Source organism: Lelliottia sp. RWM.1, assembly GCF_016859735.1.
GTDB lineage: Bacteria > Pseudomonadota > Gammaproteobacteria > Enterobacterales > Enterobacteriaceae > Enterobacter.
Genome location: NZ_WLVC01000021.1, coordinates 47,540 through 67,792, shown reverse-complemented (window position 1 = coordinate 67,792; position 20,253 = coordinate 47,540). Strand labels below are relative to the sequence as shown.

The 20,253-nt window shown below is 52.0% G+C and carries 18 protein-coding genes; 16 read left to right on the top strand and 2 right to left on the bottom strand.

The window, feature by feature from the left end; genetic code table 11:
- Positions 1-98: 98 nt before the first annotated feature.
- The 5 genes from araF to otsA all read left to right on the top strand — a co-directional run bounded on the left by araF (position 99) and on the right by otsA (position 6,046).
- On the top strand, positions 99-1,088 hold the full coding sequence (araF, locus tag GF617_RS15670) for an arabinose ABC transporter substrate-binding protein AraF (protein ID WP_203452036.1): 990 nt from the start codon (positions 99-101) through the stop codon (positions 1,086-1,088).
- Between the two features lie 70 nt (positions 1,089-1,158).
- Positions 1,159-2,673 (top strand): L-arabinose ABC transporter ATP-binding protein AraG, encoded by a 1,515-nt coding sequence (gene araG / locus GF617_RS15665; protein ID WP_181619865.1) that lies wholly within the window; start codon positions 1,159-1,161, stop codon positions 2,671-2,673.
- A gap of 14 nt (positions 2,674-2,687) precedes the next feature.
- The gene (araH, locus tag GF617_RS15660) at positions 2,688-3,668 is read left to right on the top strand and encodes an arabinose ABC transporter permease AraH (RefSeq protein WP_181623782.1); all 981 of its coding nucleotides are present in this window, start codon (positions 2,688-2,690) and stop codon (positions 3,666-3,668) included.
- Between the two features lie 175 nt (positions 3,669-3,843).
- Positions 3,844-4,647 (top strand): trehalose-phosphatase, encoded by an 804-nt coding sequence (gene otsB / locus GF617_RS15655; protein WP_203452035.1) that lies wholly within the window; start codon positions 3,844-3,846, stop codon positions 4,645-4,647.
- Positions 4,622-6,046 carry an alpha,alpha-trehalose-phosphate synthase gene (gene otsA, locus GF617_RS15650; protein ID WP_181619863.1) on the top strand — a complete coding sequence of 475 codons (1,425 nt, stop codon included), beginning with the start codon at positions 4,622-4,624 and terminating at the stop codon, positions 6,044-6,046. Before otsB ends, otsA begins: the two co-directional genes overlap by 26 nt.
- A 15-nt stretch (positions 6,047-6,061) precedes the next feature.
- Here the strand turns inward: otsA and uspC are convergent, their stop codons facing one another.
- Entirely contained in the window at positions 6,062-6,490 is a 429-nt protein-coding gene (uspC, locus tag GF617_RS15645) for a universal stress protein UspC (RefSeq protein ID WP_181619862.1), read from the bottom strand.
- Positions 6,491-7,277: 787 nt separating this feature from the next.
- Here uspC and flhD point away from each other — a divergent pair.
- The 6 genes from flhD to cheW all read left to right on the top strand — a co-directional run bounded on the left by flhD (position 7,278) and on the right by cheW (position 12,717).
- Positions 7,278-7,628, top strand: a complete 351-nt coding sequence (flhD, locus tag GF617_RS15640) for a flagellar transcriptional regulator FlhD (RefSeq protein ID WP_181619861.1) — start codon at positions 7,278-7,280, stop codon at positions 7,626-7,628.
- A 2-nt stretch (positions 7,629-7,630) separates the two neighbouring features.
- A complete protein-coding gene (flhC, locus tag GF617_RS15635; protein ID WP_181619860.1) occupies positions 7,631-8,209 on the top strand; it encodes a flagellar transcriptional regulator FlhC in 579 nt (192 codons plus the stop codon).
- Positions 8,210-8,333: 124 nt separating this feature from the next.
- The gene (gene motA / locus GF617_RS15630; protein WP_181619859.1) at positions 8,334-9,221 is read left to right on the top strand and encodes a flagellar motor stator protein MotA; all 888 of its coding nucleotides are present in this window, start codon (positions 8,334-8,336) and stop codon (positions 9,219-9,221) included.
- Positions 9,218-10,147, top strand: coding sequence for a flagellar motor protein MotB (gene motB, locus GF617_RS15625; RefSeq protein ID WP_181619858.1), 930 nt, complete (start codon positions 9,218-9,220; stop codon positions 10,145-10,147). Before motA ends, motB begins: the two co-directional genes overlap by 4 nt.
- A gap of 4 nt (positions 10,148-10,151) precedes the next feature.
- Positions 10,152-12,194, top strand: coding sequence for a chemotaxis protein CheA (gene cheA / locus GF617_RS15620; protein ID WP_203452034.1), 2,043 nt, complete (start codon positions 10,152-10,154; stop codon positions 12,192-12,194).
- Positions 12,195-12,213: 19 nt separating this feature from the next.
- On the top strand, positions 12,214-12,717 hold the full coding sequence (gene cheW, locus GF617_RS15615) for a chemotaxis protein CheW (RefSeq protein WP_181619856.1): 504 nt from the start codon (positions 12,214-12,216) through the stop codon (positions 12,715-12,717).
- A 591-nt stretch (positions 12,718-13,308) separates the two neighbouring features.
- On the opposite strand, the gene GF617_RS15610 is transcribed toward cheW, so the two are convergent.
- Positions 13,309-14,568 carry a dicarboxylate/amino acid:cation symporter gene (locus tag GF617_RS15610; protein WP_181619855.1) on the bottom strand — a complete coding sequence of 420 codons (1,260 nt, stop codon included), beginning with the start codon at positions 14,566-14,568 and terminating at the stop codon, positions 13,309-13,311.
- 429 nt (positions 14,569-14,997) lie between these two features.
- Between GF617_RS15610 and GF617_RS15605 the strand changes: the two genes are divergently transcribed.
- From GF617_RS15605 to GF617_RS15585, 5 genes are read left to right on the top strand one after another with little or no spacing between them, the layout of a single operon-like run.
- On the top strand, positions 14,998-15,570 hold the full coding sequence (locus GF617_RS15605) for a spore coat protein U domain-containing protein (protein ID WP_203452033.1): 573 nt from the start codon (positions 14,998-15,000) through the stop codon (positions 15,568-15,570).
- Positions 15,571-15,584: 14 nt separating this feature from the next.
- Entirely contained in the window at positions 15,585-16,133 is a 549-nt protein-coding gene (locus GF617_RS15600) for a spore coat U domain-containing protein (protein WP_181619853.1), read from the top strand.
- A 16-nt stretch (positions 16,134-16,149) separates the two neighbouring features.
- Positions 16,150-16,911: a molecular chaperone gene (locus tag GF617_RS15595; protein ID WP_181619852.1), complete on the top strand. Its 762-nt coding sequence runs from the start codon at positions 16,150-16,152 to the stop codon at positions 16,909-16,911.
- A complete protein-coding gene (locus GF617_RS15590) occupies positions 16,887-19,271 on the top strand; it encodes a fimbria/pilus outer membrane usher protein (protein ID WP_203452032.1) in 2,385 nt (794 codons plus the stop codon). Before GF617_RS15595 ends, GF617_RS15590 begins: the two co-directional genes overlap by 25 nt.
- 14 nt (positions 19,272-19,285) lie before the next feature.
- The gene (locus GF617_RS15585; RefSeq protein ID WP_203452040.1) at positions 19,286-20,236 is read left to right on the top strand and encodes a spore coat U domain-containing protein; all 951 of its coding nucleotides are present in this window, start codon (positions 19,286-19,288) and stop codon (positions 20,234-20,236) included.
- The last annotated feature ends 17 nt before the right edge of the window (positions 20,237-20,253 follow it).

Here is a 20,253-nt window from a genome sequence, read left to right as displayed (position 1 = left end):
TATGACGAACTGAGCGCTAATGTCTTGTTTTAAGTCCGATTAAATAAGAAGCACGCAACTCTTCCCTACAGAAAAGAACGCTAAAGCTGGAGTTTACCATGCACAAATTTACTAAAGCGCTGGCGGCCATCGGTCTGGCTGCCGTTATGTCACAATCCGCTATTGCAGAAAATTTAAAACTCGGTTTTTTGTTGAAACAACCGGAAGAACCCTGGTTCCAGACTGAATGGAAATTCGCCGATAAAGCCGGGAAAGATTTAGGTTTTGATGTGATCAAAATTGCCGTTCCGGATGGTGAAAAAACCCTGAACGCCATTGATAGCCTGGCTGCCAGCGGTGCAAAAGGATTCGTTATTTGTACACCTGATCCGAAACTGGGGTCTGCCATTGTGGCGAAAGCGCGTGGTTACGGCATGAAGGTGATTGCCGTTGACGATCAATTCGTCAATGCCAAAGGCAAACCAATGGACACTGTTCCTCTGGTGATGATGGCGGCAACGAAAATTGGCGAGCGTCAGGGCCAGGAACTCTATAAAGAGATGCAAAAGCGGGGCTGGGATGTGAAAGAAACCGGCGTCATGGCGATTACCGCTGACGAGCTGGATACCGCCCGTCGTCGTACTTCTGGTTCCATGGACGCGCTGAAAGCAGCCGGTTTCCCTGAAAAACAGATCTATAAAGTGCCAACCAAATCCAACGATATCCCCGGTGCATTCGATGCAGCAAACTCCATGCTGGTGCAGCACCCGGAAGTGAAACACTGGCTGGTGGTGGGCATGAACGACAACACCGTACTGGGTGGCGTCCGTGCGACGGAAGGCCAGGGCTTTAAAGCCGCGGATGTTATCGGGATTGGCATTAACGGTGTCGATGCGATAAGTGAGCTGTCAAAAGCTCAAGCGACAGGCTTCTACGGCTCTCTGCTGCCGAGCCCGGATGTCCACGGCTACAAATCCAGCGAAATGCTCTACAACTGGGTGACCAAAGACGCTGAACCACCGAAATTTACTGAAGTGACCGATGTGGTGCTGATCACTCGCGATAACTTCAAAGAAGAACTGGCGAAAAAAGGACTGGGCGGTAAGTAATACGCTGTGATTGTGCCCCTCATTAAATGATGAGGGGCCAGACGTACACTACAGGAATCACGGAGACGCTATGCAACAGTCTGACCCGTATCTCTCTTTTCGTGGCATCGGTAAAACCTTTCCGGGTGTTAACGCGCTGACCGACATCAGCTTCGACTGCTATGCCGGCCAGGTTCACGCTCTGATGGGGGAGAATGGCGCGGGAAAATCCACGCTGTTGAAAATCCTCAGCGGTAACTACACCCCTACAACCGGTACGCTTGCCATTCGTGGCGAAGAGGTTGCGTTTGCTGACACAACCGCAGCGCTTAATGCCGGGGTCGCTATCATCTATCAGGAATTGCATCTGATCCCTGAAATGACGGTGGCCGAAAACATCTATTTAGGCCAACTGCCACACAAAGGCGGAGTCGTAAATCGCGCCCTGCTCAACTATGAAGCCGGGCTGCAGTTGAAGCATCTTGGGCTGGATGTCGATCCACAAACACCGCTGAAATATCTTTCCATCGGCCAGTGGCAGATGGTGGAAATCGCGAAAGCGCTGGCGCGTAACGCCAAAATTATCGCCTTTGACGAGCCGACCAGTTCGCTCTCTGCCCGCGAGATCGAAAACTTGTTCCGCGTGATTCGCGAACTGCGGAAAGAGGGGCGCATTATTTTGTATGTGTCCCATCGTATGGAGGAGATTTTTGCCCTCAGCGATGCCATCACCGTCTTTAAAGATGGCCGTTACGTACGGACGTTCGCGGATATGAAGCAGGTCAACCATGACCAGTTGGTTCAGGCGATGGTTGGACGTGAGCTGGGGGATATTTATCACTGGCAACCAAGGCAGTACGGTACAGAACGCTTGCGTCTGGATAATGTGAAAGCACCCGGCGTGCGCGTGCCGATTAACCTGACGGTGCGCAGCGGCGAAATTGTCGGACTATTTGGTCTGGTAGGGGCGGGACGTAGTGAGCTAATGAAAGGGCTTTTCGGCGGCACGCGTATTACGGGAGGGCAGGTCTCAATTGACGGTCAATTGGTTGATATCCAGAAGCCAGCCCATGCCATCAACGCTGGCATGATGCTCTGCCCGGAAGACCGCAAAGCTGATGGCATTATTCCGGTGCACTCGGTTCGCGACAACATCAATATTTCCGCCCGGCGCAAGTCTGTCCGCGCAGGCTGTCTGATTAATGACAGTTGGGAGTCGAGCAATGCCGAACACCATATACGTTCATTGAATATTAAAACGCCTGGTGCAGAGCAATTGATCATGAATCTCTCCGGCGGTAACCAGCAAAAGGCAATTTTAGGCCGTTGGCTCTCTGAAGACATGAAAGTCATTTTGTTGGATGAGCCAACCCGCGGTATCGATGTGGGGGCGAAGCACGAAATCTATAACGTGATTTATGAACTGGCAAAACGCGGGGTGGCGGTACTTTTCGCCTCAAGCGATCTGCCCGAGGTGCTGGGCGTTGCCGACCGCATTGTTGTGATGCGTGAAGGTGACATTGCCGGTGAATTACTTCATGAACAGGCGAATGAACAACTGGCGTTGAGTCTCGCCATGCCTAAAGTTAGCCAGGCAGTCGCCTGAGTAAGGAGTCAATGATGTCCTCTGTTACTACATCCGGAGCCCCAAAGTCGGCTTTTAGTTTTGGGCGTATCTGGGATCAGTACGGCATGCTGGTGGTCTTTGCCGTACTCTTCCTCGCTTGCGCGATATTTGTCCCTAACTTTGCCACCTTCATTAATATGAAAGGTCTGGGACTGGCGATTTCGATGTCCGGCATGGTGGCATGCGGTATGTTGTTTTGTCTGGCATCTGGTGATTTTGACCTTTCCGTCGCGTCTGTTATTGCCTGCGCAGGCGTGACCACGGCTGTCGTCATTAATATGACCGAAAGCCTGTGGATTGGTGTCTTTGCGGGATTGCTTCTCGGTGTCTTGAGCGGTCTGGTGAACGGTTTTGTGATTGCACGTCTGAAGATCAACGCCCTGATCACCACGCTTGCCACCATGCAAATTGTCCGTGGACTGGCGTACATCATCTCTGACGGTAAAGCGGTCGGTATTGAAGATGAACGTTTCTTCACCCTGGGTTATGCAAACTGGTTAGGCTTACCTGCGCCAATCTGGCTCACGGTGGCGTGTCTTATCCTCTTTGGTTTCTTGCTCAACCGCACGACGTTTGGGCGCAATACGCTGGCCATTGGGGGAAATGAAGAAGCCGCGCGACTGGCGGGTGTTCCGGTTGTCCGCACGAAAATTATTATCTTCGTTTTGTCCGGACTGGTTTCAGCGGCGGCAGGGATTATTCTGGCATCGCGTATGACCAGCGGCCAGCCGATGACCTCAATAGGTTATGAGCTGATCGTCATTTCTGCCTGCGTCCTCGGCGGTGTTTCGCTGAAGGGTGGCATCGGAAAAATCTCATATGTGGTGGCGGGGATTTTGATTTTAGGTACAGTGGAAAACGCCATGAACCTGCTGAATATCTCCCCGTTCTCGCAGTACGTGGTACGTGGACTGATCCTGCTTGCCGCCGTGATATTCGACCGTTACAAGCAAAAAGCGAAGCGTACTGTTTAAGCGATATCCCTCTATTTGCGACCAAACTTTTAAGCTTAGTCGCGTCCTGTGCCCGCTTGCCAGTTTCCCTGGCCGGCGGGCTGTCAAATGGCGAGCGTCGTCACACTGTCTATACTTACATGTCTGCGGAGAGGGTAATGGTATCGCCCTCTCGTTCACTGTAAGGAGGACAAAGGTGGCTGACTCGTTAATTGCACCGCCTGTAAAACCTGGACATTTTGCATTCTTTTTTGACCTTGACGGCACGCTCGCCGAGATAAAGCCGCATCCTGATCAGGTGGCTATTCCTGATACGCAACTCAGGATACTGCATGAGATCTCACTGAGAAATCAGGGAGCACTGGCATTGATATCAGGGCGCTCAATGGCCGAGCTGGATCAGCTCGCCAGGCCTTATCGCTTTCCGTTGGCAGGTGTCCACGGAGCGGAGCGTCGCGACATCCATGGCCATGAGCATATTGTCTCACTTCCTGAGGCGTTGATTCAGACGCTACAGACGCAGCTCACGACACGTCTTGCGGATCTGCCGGGTACGGAGCTGGAAGCGAAGGGAATGGCCTTTGCGTTGCATTACCGGCAGGCGCCTGAGCATGCTCAGGCAGTGTTGGCGCTCGCCATGTCACTAACAGATGCTTATCCGCAGTTGGCACTACAGCCCGGCAAATGCGTGGTGGAGATAAAACCCCAGGGGATCAATAAAGGGGCTGCCATCACGGCGTTTATGGCAGAGCCGCCTTTTAGTGGCCGGATACCGGTATTTGTTGGGGATGACCTGACCGATGAGGCAGGATTTGGCGTGGTCAATCAGGCTGGCGGAATATCCGTGAAAGTAGGGCCGGGAGATACGACGGCCGGGTGGCGTCTGGACAGTGTTACCCGCGTCTGGCAATGGATATCTGACATCGCTCGACAGCAAGAAAAACAACACGCGCAACACCATGGGGGAAATCAGTATGGGTCGCTTAGTCGTCGTCTCTAACCGTATCGCGCCACCCGATGATAAAAAAACCAGCGCGGGTGGCCTGGCGGTTGGGATTTTAGGTGCATTAAAAGCCGCAGGTGGGCTCTGGTTTGGCTGGAATGGCGATATCAATAATGAAGATAAACCGCTGAAAAAAGTGACGCGGGGGGATATTACGTGGGCATCATTTTCACTCAATGAGAAAGACTACGATGAGTATTACTCTCAGTTTTCCAATGCGGTGTTATGGCCCGCGTTTCACTATCGTCTGGACCTGGTAAAGTATCAGCGAGATGCGTTTGAAGGCTACATGCGGGTGAATGCTCTGTTGGCAGATAAAATGCTGCCTTTGCTCAGGGATGACGATATTTTATGGATCCACGATTATCATCTGCTGCCCTTTGCCAGGGAGCTACGGATGCGCGGAGTAAATAACCGAATTGGCTTTTTTCTGCATATTCCCTTTCCCACGCCAGAAATTTTCAATGCGCTCCCGCCTCATGAAGAGCTGCTGGAATCTCTGTGTGACTACGACTTGCTGGGCTTTCAGACCGAAAGTGACAGGCTGGCCTTTCTGGACAGCGTCTCTGGCAAAACACGGCTGGTAACCCGCAATGGAAAATCACACACGGCCTGGGGGAAGACATTTTATACCGATGTCTACCCGATAGGCATTGAGCCGGATGAGATCGCAGAGCAGGCATCAGGACCGCTACCGCCCAAGCTGGCGCAGCTTAAGAATGAACTCAAGCATGTGCAAAACATCTTTTCGGTAGAACGGCTGGACTACTCTAAGGGGCTGCCGGAGCGCTTTTTGGCTTACGAGACGCTGCTGGATAAGTTTCCCCAGCATCATGGCAAAATTCGCTATACACAAATAGCGCCGACGTCGCGCGGTGAAGTGCAGGCGTATCAGGACATTCGTCATCAACTCGAAATGGAGGCCGGGCGTATTAATGGTCGCTACGGGCAATTAGGCTGGACACCGCTTTTTTATCTGAATCAACATTTTGAACGTAAGATCCTGATGAAGGTTTTCCGCTACGCGGATGTCGGGCTGGTAACACCACTGCGAGACGGAATGAATCTGGTGGCAAAAGAGTATGTTGCAGCACAAGATCCTGAAGATCCCGGTGTGTTGGTTCTCTCACAGTTTGCGGGTGCGGCGAATGAATTGACCTCTGCATTGATCGTTAACCCTTACGACCGCGATGATGTTGCCAGCGCGCTTAATCGTGCATTGACGATGCCACTTACCGAGCGTATTTCACGGCATGCTGAAATGATGCAGATTATTCGTAAAAACGACATTAATCACTGGCAAGCGCATTTTATTCGCGATTTAAGAGAGATTCCTCCGCAAAGCGCGGAGAACCGGTTACAAAAAAAAGTCGCCACTTTCCCTAAACTGGCCTAAGCCCCATCGGGGGCATTAATTGCCCCCAAGAGGGACCAGCAATACGTCAACCAGGCTTGAACTTACAATAGATTTTGCCGAGCAGGCGGCGCGTGAGAAAAAGCTGTGGTTATGATTACCGCAAATCACCAGGTCAATATTCTGCTTTCGGCACATACTCAGAATATGTTCGTTTAATTCCCCCGTTGCGATAACTGTTTCCTGAATGGGATATTCTGCCTTTTCCTCCAGCTCCCGAAGAAATTGCTGTGTTTCTTCCTGCAAAATGCCGCGAATGTCTTCAAGCATAGGGGCAGCCAGCTGATTATACATCTCAGGTTCAGCGGCGAGAGTGATGAGACTGATACGCGCGTTGCTCGGTCTGGCGATGGAAACAGCGCGTGCGACGAGTTGATGGCTTTCCGGTGAAACAGCAACAGAAACAAGAAGATGGGTGTAACTCATCACGCACTCCTTTGGTGTCTGAAATACAATGTTTCTCAACCTTTACCGCGATTTAACTGCTTCCGCAAGGGGGGAATACGACATTAGTGTGAAGCTTATCATAATTATTCTTATAGGAAGAATAATTAAAAATTGGGTCAGAGCGATAAAAATTAACAACTTAACGTAAATCATACAAATATTATAATGTTGCGCTAAATCATTCTAACCTGTTATCAACACATGCGGGATGATTTCGGGATGAAACAGATTAAAAAAGACATTCATATAACCATATGTTTTTTATACATAATGAAATCATGTTTCTGCTATAGAAATGTTGTTCACGCCTGACTCTTCGAAGAGTCTACAGGGAAGCAATTGGCATACCCGATCAGTTCACACTTCTGCATGAGTATTCGTCCATTAAGAATATAAAATAATGCTGTTTGAGCAATAAATGTACAATTTACAAGTCTTACTGATGGATTTATGGGTTATATTCACTTAAATTGTGTGACGTAGATCACATTTTTTTTAAATTTCAGGTGAGGTCGCATTGTATGTGTCAAAACTGACGAGTAGAGTTTGCGTCGAATTAGGAAAAATCTTAGTTATTTGTAAGAAATGATAAAACGTGTAAGCAACACATCATCATTTTCGTTGTTGCGCGTTTTACTGCGTACAAACCTTAATTCAACTATGCATTTAGCCTTTTCTTTTTTTTATACCGGGTGATTTCCCGGCGACATCACGGGGTGCGGTCTTTCCGCATAAAAATAATAGTTGGTTATTCGGGATGGGAAAAATGCATACATCCGAGTTGCTAAAACATATCTATGACATCAATTTGTCATATTTACTGCTCGCGCAGCGTTTGATTAGTCAGGACAAGGCGTCCGCGATGTTTCGCCTGGGCATTAACGAAGATATGGCAACCATGCTTGGCGGATTAACACTCCCGCAAATGGTAAAACTGGCAGAAACGAATCAACTAGTATGCCAGTTCCGCTTTGATAGTCCTCAGACCATTACGCGTCTGACTCAGGAATCCCGGGTGGATGATCTGCAACAGATCCACACCGGTATCTTACTTTCTACCCGATTGCTCAGCGAAATCAGCCAGCCTGATGACGCAGCCCGTAAGAAAAGGGCATAAAAATGGGCGAGAAAAGCATTGTTCAGGAAGCGCGTGACATACAGCTGGCAATGGAACTGATTACGCTGGGTGCTCGTTTACAGATGCTGGAAAGCGAGACTCAGTTAAGCCGTGGTCGTCTCATCAAACTGTATAAAGAATTACGTGGTAGCCCGCCGCCTAAAGGTATGCTGCCGTTTTCGACGGACTGGTTTATGACCTGGGAACAGAACATCCATGCGTCGATGTTTTGTAACGCCTGGCAGTACCTCCTGAAAACAGGATTGTGTACTGGCGTTGATGCCGTTATCAAAGCGTATAAACTCTACCTTGAGCAATGCCCACAGCAGGAAGAGGGTCCCTTGCTGGCGTTAACCCGCGCATGGACGCTGGTGCGTTTTGTCGAAAGCGGAATGCTTCAACTGTCGCGTTGCAATTGCTGTGACGGCAATTTTATCACCCACGCTCATCAACCCGCAGGCAGCTTTGCCTGTAGTTTATGCCAGCCGCCATCCAGAGCCGTAAAAAGACGTAAACTTTCCCGGGATGCTGCCGATATTATTCCACAACTGCTGGATGAACAGATCGAACAAGCTGTTTAACCCGAACACGTGGGCAAGAACTCCAGCAGCGGTAATTTATTGCCGCTGCTTTTTTTTATCCCGTGATTGGGTCACATCTTCGAACTGAACGTCCTGCCATAGTCACTAGCGGAAGGATGATGTCGTGCTTATCTTATTAGGTTACCTGGTTGTTATCGGTACAGTTTTCGGCGGTTATATGATGACTGGCGGACACCTTGGAGCACTCTATCAACCGGCTGAACTTATTATCATCGGCGGCGCTGGGGTAGGGGCTTTTATCGTTGGTAACAACGGTAAATCAATCAAGGGGACGCTGAAGGCCATTCCGCTGCTGTTCCGTCGTTCAAAATACACCAAAAGCATGTATATGGACCTGCTGGCGCTGCTCTATCGCCTGATGGCGAAGTCACGTCAGCAGGGGATGTTCTCGCTGGAGCGGGACATTGAAAACCCAAAAGAGAGTGAGATCTTCGCCAGCTATCCACGCATTCTTGCCGACGCAATGATGCTGGATTTCATCGTCGATTATCTCCGTCTCATCATCAGCGGCAACATGAATACCTTTGAGATTGAAGCGCTGATGGACGAAGAGATCGAAACCCACGAAAGCGAATCAGAAGTGCCCGCGAACAGCCTGGCACTGGTGGGCGATTCCCTTCCGGCGTTCGGTATCGTTGCCGCGGTTATGGGGGTGGTTCATGCCCTGGCGTCGGCAGACCGACCGGCAGCTGAACTGGGTGCTCTGATTGCACACGCCATGGTGGGGACATTCCTCGGTATTTTGCTGGCCTACGGTTTCATTTCACCCCTGGCAAGTGTTCTGCGTCAGAAGAGCGCGGAAACCACCAAAATGATGCAGTGCGTCAAAATCACGCTGCTTTCTAACCTCAACGGTTATGCGCCACCTATCGCAGTGGAGTTTGGGCGTAAAACGCTTTACTCCAGCGAGCGTCCTTCGTTTATTGAACTTGAAGAACACGTGCGTGCGGTGAAAAACCCAAACCAACAGACGACAACTGAGGACGCATGAAAAACCAGTCCCATCCGATCGTCATTGTAAAAAAGCGCAAGCACAAGGGGCATGGGCATGGTTCTCATGGCTCGTGGAAAATCGCATACGCTGACTTTATGACTGCAATGATGGCGTTCTTCCTGGTGATGTGGCTGATTTCCATCTCCAGTCCGAAAGAGCTGATCCAGATTGCGGAGTATTTCAGAACTCCGCTGGCAACAGCGGTTACGGGTGGACAGCGTATTTCTAACAGTGACAGCCCTATTCCTGGCGGTGGCGATGATTATACCCAGCAGAAGGGTGAGGTGAAAAAAGAGCCGAATATCGACGAGCTGAAAAAACGGATGGAACAGGCGCGTCTGAAAAAACTGCGTGGCGATCTGGATCAACTTATAGAAGCCGATCCGAAACTGCGCGCGCTGAGACCGCATCTGAAAATTGATTTAGTCCAGGAAGGTTTACGAATTCAAATTATTGATAGCCAGAACCGTCCCATGTTTAAGACGGGCAGTGCCGAAGTCGAGCCGTATATGCGCGACATTTTGCGGGCTATTGCACCTGTTCTGAACGGTATTCCAAACCGTGTCAGTCTTTCAGGTCACACGGATGATTTCCCGTATGCCAGCGGTGAGAAGGGATACAGCAACTGGGAGCTTTCTGCCGATCGTGCCAACGCCTCGCGACGCGAGTTGGTGGCCGGTGGGCTTGATGATGGCAAAGTTCTGCGTGTCGTCGGCATGGCCGCAACCATGCGTTTGACCGACCGCGGGCCTGATGACGCCATCAACCGTCGTATCAGTCTTTTAGTGCTGAACCAGCAGGCGGAGCAGGCCATCCTGCACGAAAACGCCGAAAGTCAGAATGAGTCACTGGACGATTTAAAACAGCCTGGAGCCGTACCTTCGGCTGCCGTTCCAACATCGCCACCAGCCAATCCGAGGTGATAGCGTGAGCATGGATATTAGCGATTTTTACCAGACATTCTTTGATGAAGCTGACGAATTGTTGGCTGATATGGAGCAACACCTGCTGGATCTCGTGCCTGAAGCACCTGATTCAGAGCAGCTTAATGCCATCTTCCGTGCGGCGCATTCGATCAAAGGCGGAGCCGGAACATTTGGTTTTACCATTTTGCAGGAAACAACCCATTTAATGGAAAACCTGCTTGATGAAGCGCGACGCGGTGAGATGCAGCTCAATACCGACATTATCAACCTGTTTTTGGAAACCAAAGATATTATGCAGGAACAGCTCGACGCCTATAAAAGCTCGGCAGAGCCTGATGCCGCAAGCTTTGAATATATCTGCAATGCTCTGCGCCAGTTAGCGCTGGAAGCGAAAGGCGAAGCGGCGGTTCCCGCCGTTAGCGCAGCAAAATTGAGCGTTGTTGACGCAGCAGCTGCACAGGATGTTGCAACGGCCTCTGCGCCGGCCAGCAAACTGCGCGTGGTCCTCTCTCGCCTGAAAGAGAACGAAGTCAATCTGCTGGAAGAGGAACTGAGTAACCTGGCGACATTAAGCAATGTCGTGAAAGGGAAAGACAGCCTCGCTGCGACGCTTGATGACGGTATTGGCCAGGATGATATCGTGGCGGTCCTGTGCTTTGTTATTGAAGCGGATCAGATTGATTTTGAAACCGAAACGGTAAGCGCCGACGTCCCAGCTGAAGTGGAAGAGACGGTTGCTGTGGCAGAGGTCGCTCCACCTGCTGCCGTGGCCGCTGTACCGGCGTTAAAAGCTGTGCCGAAAGAGGCAGGCGCGCAGGCGCGTGGCGAGCGAGAAAAACCTGCTGCGCGTTCCAGCGAATCCACCAGCATCCGCGTTGCGGTTGAGAAAGTGGATCAACTGATTAACCTGGTGGGTGAACTGGTGATCACCCAGTCGATGCTGGCTCAACGTTCTAATGAACTGGATCCTGTGACCCACGGTGATCTGATCACCAGCATGGGGCAATTGCAGCGCAATGCACGTGACCTGCAAGAATCGGTGATGTCCATCCGTATGATGCCGATGGAATATGTCTTCAGCCGCTTCCCGCGTCTGGTACGCGATCTGGCCAGCAAGCTTAATAAGCAGATTGAACTGACGCAGTTGGGCAGTTCTACTGAGCTGGATAAGAGCCTGATTGAGCGCATTATTGATCCGTTAACGCACCTGGTGCGTAACAGTCTGGATCACGGTATTGAATCCCCGGAAAACCGTATTGCCGCCGGGAAATCTCCAGTGGGGAACCTGATTCTGTCCGCAGAACATCAGGGCGGTAATATCTGTATCGAAGTGACCGATGATGGCGCGGGTCTTAACCGTGAACGCATCCTGGCGAAAGCGATTTCGCAAGGCATGAATGTTAACGAAAACATGACCGACGAAGAAGTGGGCATGTTGATCTTCGCACCTGGCTTCTCGACCGCAGAGCAGGTGACCGATGTGTCTGGCCGTGGTGTGGGTATGGACGTTGTGAAACGTAATATCCAGGAGATGGGCGGCCATGTTGAGATCAAGTCTAAACAAGGCTCTGGCACGACCATTCGTATCCTGCTGCCATTAACACTGGCGATCCTCGATGGGATGTCGGTAAAAGTGGCGGGGGAAGTGTTTATTCTGCCATTGAATGCGGTAATGGAATCGTTGCAGCCTCGTGAAGAAGATCTGCATCCGTTAGCGGGTGGCGAGCGCGTACTGGAAGTACGTGGCGAATATCTGCCGCTGGTGGAACTGTGGAAAGTCTTCGAAGTCGATGGGGCAAAAACCGAAGCCACCCAGGGGATCGTGGTTATTTTGCAAAGCGCAGGTCGTCGCTATGCACTGTTAGTCGATCAACTGATTGGTCAGCATCAGGTTGTCGTGAAGAACCTCGAGAGCAACTACCGTAAAGTGCCGGGTATTTCTGCAGCTACCATCCTCGGTGATGGCAGCGTCGCGCTGATCGTCGATGTATCGGCGCTTCAGGGATTAAATCGTGAACAACGCGTGGCATACACAGCCGCCTGATTAAGAAAAAGGTAATAACATGACCGGTATGAGTAATGTAACGAAACTGGCCGGCGAGCCATCAGGGCAGGAATTCCTGGTCTTCACTTTAGGCGATGAAGAATACGGCATCGATATTCTTAAAGTGCAGGAAATTCGCGGCTACGATCAGGTGACTCGCATTGCCAATACGCCTGCGTTTATCAAGGGCGTGACGAACCTGCGCGGTGTCATCGTGCCTATCGTTGACCTGCGTGTGAAGTTCAGTCAGGGCGATGTGGAGTACAACGATAACACCGTGGTGATTGTCCTGAACCTCGGCCAGCGAGTGGTGGGGATTGTCGTGGATGGCGTATCTGATGTGCTGTCTCTGACTTCTGACCAAATCCGTCCTGCGCCAGAGTTTGCGGTAACGCTGTCTACCGAATATCTGACGGGCCTTGGCGCTCTTGGCGATCGCATGTTGATTCTGGTGAACATTGAGAAGCTGCTGAACAGCGATGAGATGGCTTTGCTGGATATTGCGGCGAGTCACGTAGCGTAATGTCATAAATGTAATTTTCGTGGGTTTTTCCGTTCACCTTATGTCCGGTTTCCCATGTCATATTCTCCGCCCGTGAACGGGATAAGGGGGCCGCTGCGGCCCCCTTATCAATCCCCGTGGCCCGCAGAAAATCGGTGCTTCACACGACGCTCACCTCCCGACCGGCTGCCAGCGGTCGCTCGACTTGACCTCCTGTCTCGTTTCGCCTCTGGCCACCATACCTGGCGTCCAGCCCTTGTCATCAGGCCTCCGGCTCGCCGATTTTAGCGGGGACTCAACCTCCGTACCTCATTCAGGCAATGAAGAAGCGAGAGGGAGCGAGAGTCCGGCTGGACATCGCCGAGACGTTTGCGGCTGGCCGGGGCCGCCTGCAGGGATGTGACGTCGTACCCGACCCGAAAGCCAGACGCAATAAGTCGAGGGAACCGTGAAGTGGCGATTTTCCTTGCCGGGAGCCGGGATTGTTAAGGGGGCGGCGATAGCCCCCTTAACACGTTCACCGCAGAGAAATGGACAGAAAGCAGGGGAACAGAAGTGAACGGAACATGACCACCAGAACTCTATATGACGTGTTCTGGAAGATTCATCACATTATGCTTCCTGCTCAACCATCTCTGGCTGCTCTTCCAGCAATCCTTCATTCTGCGCCAGCATCGCCGTTGCGATCCCGTTACCCAGTACGTTAATCGCTGAACGTCCCATATCCAGGAAGTGGTCAATGCCCATCAGCAGCAAAATGCCGGCAACCGGGATATTAAAGCTCGGAATGGTCGCGGCCAGAACAACCAGGGCAGAGCGCGGCACACCCGCAATCCCTTTAGAGGCCAGCATCAACGTCAGCATTAACACTGTCACTTCTGAGAAACTCAGGTGAATGTTGTACGCCTGGGCGATAAACATGGAGGCGAAAGAGCAGTACACCATAGAGCCCACCAGGTTGAACGAGTAACCAATTGGCAGTACGAACGACACGATGTTGCGTGAGCAGCCAAAGCGCACCAGTTGTTCCAGCGTTTTTGGATAAGCCGCTTCAGAACTGCTGGTGGTAAAGGCCACCAGGACCGGGTCCTTAAGCATACTGACTAAGCGGAACACCTCTTTTTTCAGCACCATGTAACCCACAGCCAGCAGCACCATACAGGTGAGTACAATCGCAACATAGTAGCCTCCGATAAAGGACGCATAGTTCAGCAAAATACCCAGACCCTGCGTTGCCACAACGGAGGAGATCGCGGCAAAAATGGCCAGCGGCGCAACATACATTACATAGCCCGTCACCTTCAGCATGATGTGGGAAACCACATCAAGTGCTGCAACCAGCGGCGCATTAAACTTCTCACCCAATGATGCCCCACCAATTCCGAAGAACATGGAGAAGACCACAATTTGCAGGATCTCGTTGTTTGCCATTGCGCCCGCAATGCTGGTCGGGATGGTGTGGGAAAGGAAGCCTTTCAGCGTCATCCCGCCAACAGCCAGACCCGTGTCAACGGATTCAACCGGAATGGCTAAGTTCAGACCGCTGCCAGGATGTTCCATGGTGACAATGAACAACCCGACCAGAATAGACAGTACAGATGAGCTAATAAACCACACCATCGCTTTACCGCCTACGCGGCCAATGGTGGAGGTTTCACCCAGTTTCATGATCCCAACGGTCAGCGTACTGAACACCAGAGGGGCAATGACCATCTTAATGAGTCGGAGGAAAATATCGGTAAGGAGCGTGATGTTGTCTGCCCAGGTGGCGATGACGTCATGTGATGCGTATTCATGAATCGCTGCCCCTGAAAGAATACCCGCCAGCATGAATATCACGATGAAGAGTGTGAGTTTGTTTGCACTTGCCACGAAAAAATACCCTCTATGCGCTTAGGTTGTCTTTGGCGCTGATGCATATTGATTTTTTATTACAGCGCCAGAAAAGATTCGGCACATAAATTGAAGTAAAGCGGGGGCAGATACAACTAGTTTTTATTTTTTATTAAATTTGTTGCTAACACAGTGACGATATATCGTGACGCTAATCACACTTTTGTGGATATATCCTCATCTTATTGCTTTTTTCTTCATTTTTATTTCATCTAATTTATTGTTTTTTATGTGAAATATGGGTCAATACGGCAAAGGTATTAGGCGAAGCGGCAGGAGTGGTTGAACGCGTCACCATAAACTAAATTCACATTAACCCCCCGTCAGGAAAGTTAAGTGGGGCTAACATATTGAGCCGTATCAATAAAATGCGAAAAGCGAACGGCAACATTTTCTGGAGGGCTGTAAATGAAACGAAAACTCCTTCTGATATGTACAGGCAGCATTCTGGCTACGGTGGCAGGACAAGCGCAGGCGGTGGTAACCAGCAGTGGAACCATCGGTGCAACACTGACGCTAACCAATGGCTGCTTGATCAACGGTTCGCCTTCGCAAAACGGCATTAACTTCGGGACGCTGGATTTTGGGACCCATCCAGCGACCTTTTCAACGCTCTCCACTCAGTTGACCGGGGCCAGCGGCGGCAACACCTTCACGATCCAGTGTACGACGACAAGCTATACCGTTGCGATTACCGGGAATACCAACTCCACTGCACCAGGTACTATTGTGGGAACCCCCGGCACACCGGCACGTTATCTGATCAACACCACGAATGCGGCGCAGGGTGTAGCTTACAGCCTCTATAGCGACAGCGGGTTTAACAACGTTGTGGCTAATAACGCCGCTCTGCCGATTGCGTCAACTACCGGGGGAGTCAATAGCTATACCCTTTATGGGCGGATCACCGGAGGTGGTAACAGCGTGTCAGTCGTGCCGGGAACGTACACCGATACCATTAACGTTAGCGTGACCTACTAGCTTCAGCGTTGATCATGAAGGCGTCCATTTTATGTCTGCGCTCTGGCGCAGAGGGCATTCTGCAAACTTTTTTTATGCTGGTGATAGGGCTGCTTTTGCTTCCTACGGCAGAGGCCGTCACCTCAAAGTCTTTTAAAGTTAGTGCGACCATTGTGCCGGGGTGTTCGGTGACAACCGGCAGTGGCGGGCTGTTTGGAACACTGGATTTTGGTACGCATACCGGTGTGGAAAGTAGCCCTGTGAGCACCAGTTTTGTGCCAAACGGAGCCCTGTCCATCGCCTGTACGCCCGGAGTGACGCTGAGTATGAGCATTGATGGTGGGCAGCACTACTCGTCTGTTCGACGAATGCAAAAAGCCAGTAGCACCGATGTTGTGGGATACCGGTTGTACAGCAGCAGTTCACTGGCCGCGAACAGTGAGATTGGGGTCAACCAGTCCGTGTCGGTGACCTATACCAACAGCAATAACATTGCGCTGCCACTGTTTGGTGTCGCGCTCTTGACGGGGTTTAGCCCCGCAGGAACCTATTCAGATCAACTTGCCGTGACGTTGTCATGGTGACTCAGGGAGAAGGTCGATGAAGGTCTCTTATGTGCGAAATGCTGTACTTGGCCTGTGGGGTATTTTCGGGGTGATCAGTGGCCATGCGAATGCCGCGGCGACAATTCTGTTATGGCCGATCGACCCCTGGTTGTCGGCAGATACCAAAGCGACTGAATTATGGATCCAGAACCAGGGCAGTGGCGCGACTACGATGCAGGTACGTATTGTACGCTGGCGTCAGGAAAATGGCTTTGAACGCTACGCCGCACAGCAGGATGTGGTTGCCAGTCCGCCGATTGTGACGATAGCGAAAGGCAGCAAACAGCTGATTCGGTTGATCAAACAGACCACCATCCCTATCGGCGTTGAACAAGCCTACCGCATTATTGTGGATGAAATTCCGCAGCCTGACGCGAAAGCAGAACCTGAAATTGGTCTCAAACTGCAAATGCGATATTCCATTCCACTGTTTGTCTATGGTCAGGGGATCCCGACAATAAAAGAAGGGGCGCACCATGCCCTGGCCGATACGCAAAAATTGAGCTGGCGAATCATTCAGGAGGCGGGACAACCTGCATTACAGGTCCGTAATCAGGGGGATGTGCATGTCAGGCTGAGCCAGGTGACGTTGAGTCAAGGTGGCCGGAAACGCGCGCTGGCAGAAGGATTGCTGGGATATGTCCTGCCGGACAGTACCCGCAGTTGGCCGATACCCGCAGGTGTACATCAGCCGGAGCAGATGAGCGCACAAATTAATGCCAGGGACACGCAATGGCAGTCGACGCCCGGCAACTGAAACCTGTGATGATTATCCTGCTCTGCGTCAGTACAAGCTCCTGGGCCGAATCCGGTGATGACAGTTTACCGCCACCGCCGGATGCCCGGGCAATAAATGACGAGGCGGTATTCCAGCTGGCCGTGGTGCTTAACCACTACGACACCGGGTTGGTTGCGCCGGTTGCGCAGCGGAGCGGGGCGTTCTTCATCTCCAGTGCCGATCTGCTGCGCGCGGGACTTCCACCAGAGCATGTGCCACCAGGTGAGGTAAATCTCTCCACGCTTTCGCAAGTCCGAGTGGCGTATGACAGCACGGCGCAACGCCTGCTGTTGACGGTTCCGGGAAACTGGGTTCCGTCACGCGTGACGCCGTTCAGCGGGCAAGCGATGCAGAGCAAACCCCATTACGGCAAAGGTGCGCTGCTTAACTACGATCTTTATACCAACCACACCGAACACGCTGGCGGTCAGGCTTCCTTCTGGCACGAATTCCGCTATTTCAATGAAAATGGTTCGCTCTCCTCGACCGGCTATGCCCGGGAGAACTTCGCCGGAAACAGTAGACAGCAGGAAGGGTATGTTCGCTATGACACGACCCTGATGATCACGAATGAAGACGATGCAATCACCTGGAGTGCTGGGGATGTGATAAGTGATGCCCTGAGCTGGAGCACCAGCGTGCGTATGGGCGGAATCAGTTATGGCCGTGATTTCTCCCTGCGCCCCGATCTGGTTACCTGGCCGCTGCCGGAATTCTCAGGAGAAGCGGCTGTTCCCACGTCGGTGGATCTCTTCATCAACGGCTACCGCTCGGGATCGACCCAGCTACAGCCTGGCCCGTTCACGCTCACTAATCTGCCCTATATAAACGGAGCAGGCGATGCTGTGTTGATCACCACCGATGCGTTGGGTCGTCAGGTCAGCACGACGTTACCCTTTTATGTGACCAGCGATTTACTCAAACAGGGGCTCAGCGATGGCGCCGTGACTCTGGGCCGTTTGCGCCGTAATTACGGTATCAAAAATTTTGACTATGGCCCGGCGGCGGGGAGCGGATCGTACCGCTATGGCGTGACCGACTGGCTAACGCTTGAAGGTCACGGTGAAGGAGCAGAGGCACTGGCGCTGGGTGGGGGCGGTGCAGTGGTCAAGTTGGGCCGCTTTGGCGTGGTGAATACCGCGTATAGCCACAGCAAAATGCGTGGGGACGATGGAGGGCAAATTAACTGGGGATACCAGTACAGCACGAGCGAGTTGAGTCTGAGTACCCAACATACCCGGCGTGACCGCGGGTTTGGTCACCTGGCATTGTATGACCAGCCTACGGTCTACGATGAAAATAATAAACCGATCGCCAGCCTGAGTCGTAATACCGATCAGTACTCCCTGACGTTTAACCTGGGCCAGTTCGGTAATATTGGCGCCGCCTGGATCGGCGTTGAGAGCTTTGACCGCCAAAAAACGGAGTTGCTCAACCTCTCGTGGAGCCGAAATTTATGGGGAAGTAGCAGCATTTATCTGGCGGCCAGTCGTGACCAGCAGCGCGGCGACTGGACTGTTGCTCTCTCCTTGCAGGTTCCGCTTGGTGAGCGTGACAGTGCCGCCGTCACCTTTGAAAACACGCCAGGCGCTGGCAACACACAGCGTATTAACTACAACCACTCTATGCCATCAGAAGGAGGTCTGAGCTGGAATATGGCCTGGGCGAACCAGTCACAGTCGAGCAACTATCAGCAAGGAACGCTGGGCTGGCGGAATAACCACATTGAGCTCCAGGGAGGTGGGTACGGCGAACGGGACATGATGGCCTGGTGGGGCGAGGCGATGGGGGCCATTGTGCTGATGGACGGCGAACTGTTCGCCGCGAACAAAATTAATGATGCCTTCGTGGTGATCAGTACTGATGGACATCCGGATGTTCCCGTAAGCTATGAAAACCAGCCTGTAGGTAAAACCAACAATAATGGTTACCTGCTCGTGAGCGGGGTATCAGCCTATTATCCGGCAAGTTACAGCATTGATACCCTCAATCTGCCAGCCGATACGCGGCTGAAGGAGACCGAACGCCGGATTGCGATTCGACGTCACAGTGGTTATCTGGTGGACTTTCCGATGGCGCAGGAACGGGTGGCGAGTGTGATCCTGCACGATGCGCAAGGAAATGCGATTCCGGTTGGCAGCCAGGTCAGGCGAGTTTCGCGTAGCAACGCGGTGGTTGGGTATGACGGGATTGCCTGGCTGGAAAATCTCAGCGATGTGAACGCGCTGGATATCTCCACCCCGGAGGGCAGGCACTGTAAGACCACTCTGACCATTGGCGCTAACCCTGAACATAAACTCTTAACCTACGGTCCACTGGTCTGCCGGGAGGCGCAGTGAAGCGCGCATGGTTGATGTTCATGCTGCTTCTGATCTCTTGCGGCAGTTGGGCTGCGTGTACCGTCAGTACCGTTAATGCGTCATTCGGGAATGTCCCGTCATTTTCCCTCAGCGGAACCGGGGAAGTGGAAACGACCGGCACGCTGGTGGTGGCATGTGATGCGCTACTCAACCTGCTCACCAGTGATACGGTGACACTGAACTACACATCAGCCACGATTTCGGCCAATAGCCGTGCCACCCTGAAACGCACCGACAATGCGACGATCACCGATGTGATCCCAACGCGGCTGTGTGGGTTGTCAGGCTGTGCGAGCAGCAGTGAAGTGCAAATCAGTAAAGCCTATACCTGGGGCAGCAGTACATTGTTAAATCTTATCGGAGGCAGGCAGTACAATATCCCTCTCTATTTCCGCACTGTGGCCGGACAAAACGTCACTGCAGGGCCGTACCAGGTCACCTTGACGTTGAGTATTACCTACAGTGTCTGTTCGGTGGGCGTGCTGAACGTATGCCTGTCCGGTTTACAAACCGGAACATCCATCACCACCATCACGGTAGACATGAACGTGACCAACGACTGCAGTGCGATGACAACACCTGATGTGAGCTTTAATAGCGCGCCGCTGGTCCAAAATTTTCCTGTTATCTCGCAGGCGATTGCGGTGACATGCACCAAAGGGAGCGTCTACACCATTGGTATTAATGATGGCGCGAATTCGCAGAACAACGTGCGCAGGATGGCCAGTGGCAGTAACTATATGAGTTACGACATTTATAAAGAGGCCACCTCTAACCGATGGGGCGGAAGTGGCGGCGAGCGCTGGGCCAGCTCGGCATCATCACAGCTCAGCGCAGACGGATTACTGCGCACCTATAACTACACCGCCAAAGTTCTCACCAGCCAGACTACGCCGCCTGCAGGAACTTACAGTGACACCCTGATAGTCGACGTTACGTTTTAAGTCCACGCTTTTCCCTT

Excerpts from the sequence above, each read along its gene's own strand:
- flhD (WP_181619861.1), top strand. The coding sequence starts at position 7,278 with ATGCATACATCCGAGTTGCTAAAACATATCTATGACATCAATTTGTCA.
- GF617_RS15595 (WP_181619852.1), top strand. The coding sequence starts at position 16,150 with ATGAAGGTCTCTTATGTGCGAAATGCTGTACTTGGCCTGTGGGGTATT.
- GF617_RS15585 (WP_203452040.1), top strand. The coding sequence starts at position 19,286 with ATGTTCATGCTGCTTCTGATCTCTTGCGGCAGTTGGGCTGCGTGTACC.
- GF617_RS15605 (WP_203452033.1), top strand. The coding sequence starts at position 14,998 with ATGAAACGAAAACTCCTTCTGATATGTACAGGCAGCATTCTGGCTACG.
- GF617_RS15590 (WP_203452032.1), top strand. The coding sequence starts at position 16,887 with ATGGCAGTCGACGCCCGGCAACTGAAACCTGTGATGATTATCCTGCTC.
- araH (WP_181623782.1), top strand. The coding sequence starts at position 2,688 with ATGTCCTCTGTTACTACATCCGGAGCCCCAAAGTCGGCTTTTAGTTTT.
- uspC (WP_181619862.1), bottom strand. The coding sequence starts at position 6,490 with ATGAGTTACACCCATCTTCTTGTTTCTGTTGCTGTTTCACCGGAAAGC.
- flhC (WP_181619860.1), top strand. The coding sequence starts at position 7,631 with ATGGGCGAGAAAAGCATTGTTCAGGAAGCGCGTGACATACAGCTGGCA.
- otsA (WP_181619863.1), top strand. The coding sequence starts at position 4,622 with ATGGGTCGCTTAGTCGTCGTCTCTAACCGTATCGCGCCACCCGATGAT.
- GF617_RS15600 (WP_181619853.1), top strand. The coding sequence starts at position 15,585 with ATGAAGGCGTCCATTTTATGTCTGCGCTCTGGCGCAGAGGGCATTCTG.
- araF (WP_203452036.1), top strand. The coding sequence starts at position 99 with ATGCACAAATTTACTAAAGCGCTGGCGGCCATCGGTCTGGCTGCCGTT.
- cheW (WP_181619856.1), top strand. The coding sequence starts at position 12,214 with ATGACCGGTATGAGTAATGTAACGAAACTGGCCGGCGAGCCATCAGGG.
- motB (WP_181619858.1), top strand. The coding sequence starts at position 9,218 with ATGAAAAACCAGTCCCATCCGATCGTCATTGTAAAAAAGCGCAAGCAC.
- araG (WP_181619865.1), top strand. The coding sequence starts at position 1,159 with ATGCAACAGTCTGACCCGTATCTCTCTTTTCGTGGCATCGGTAAAACC.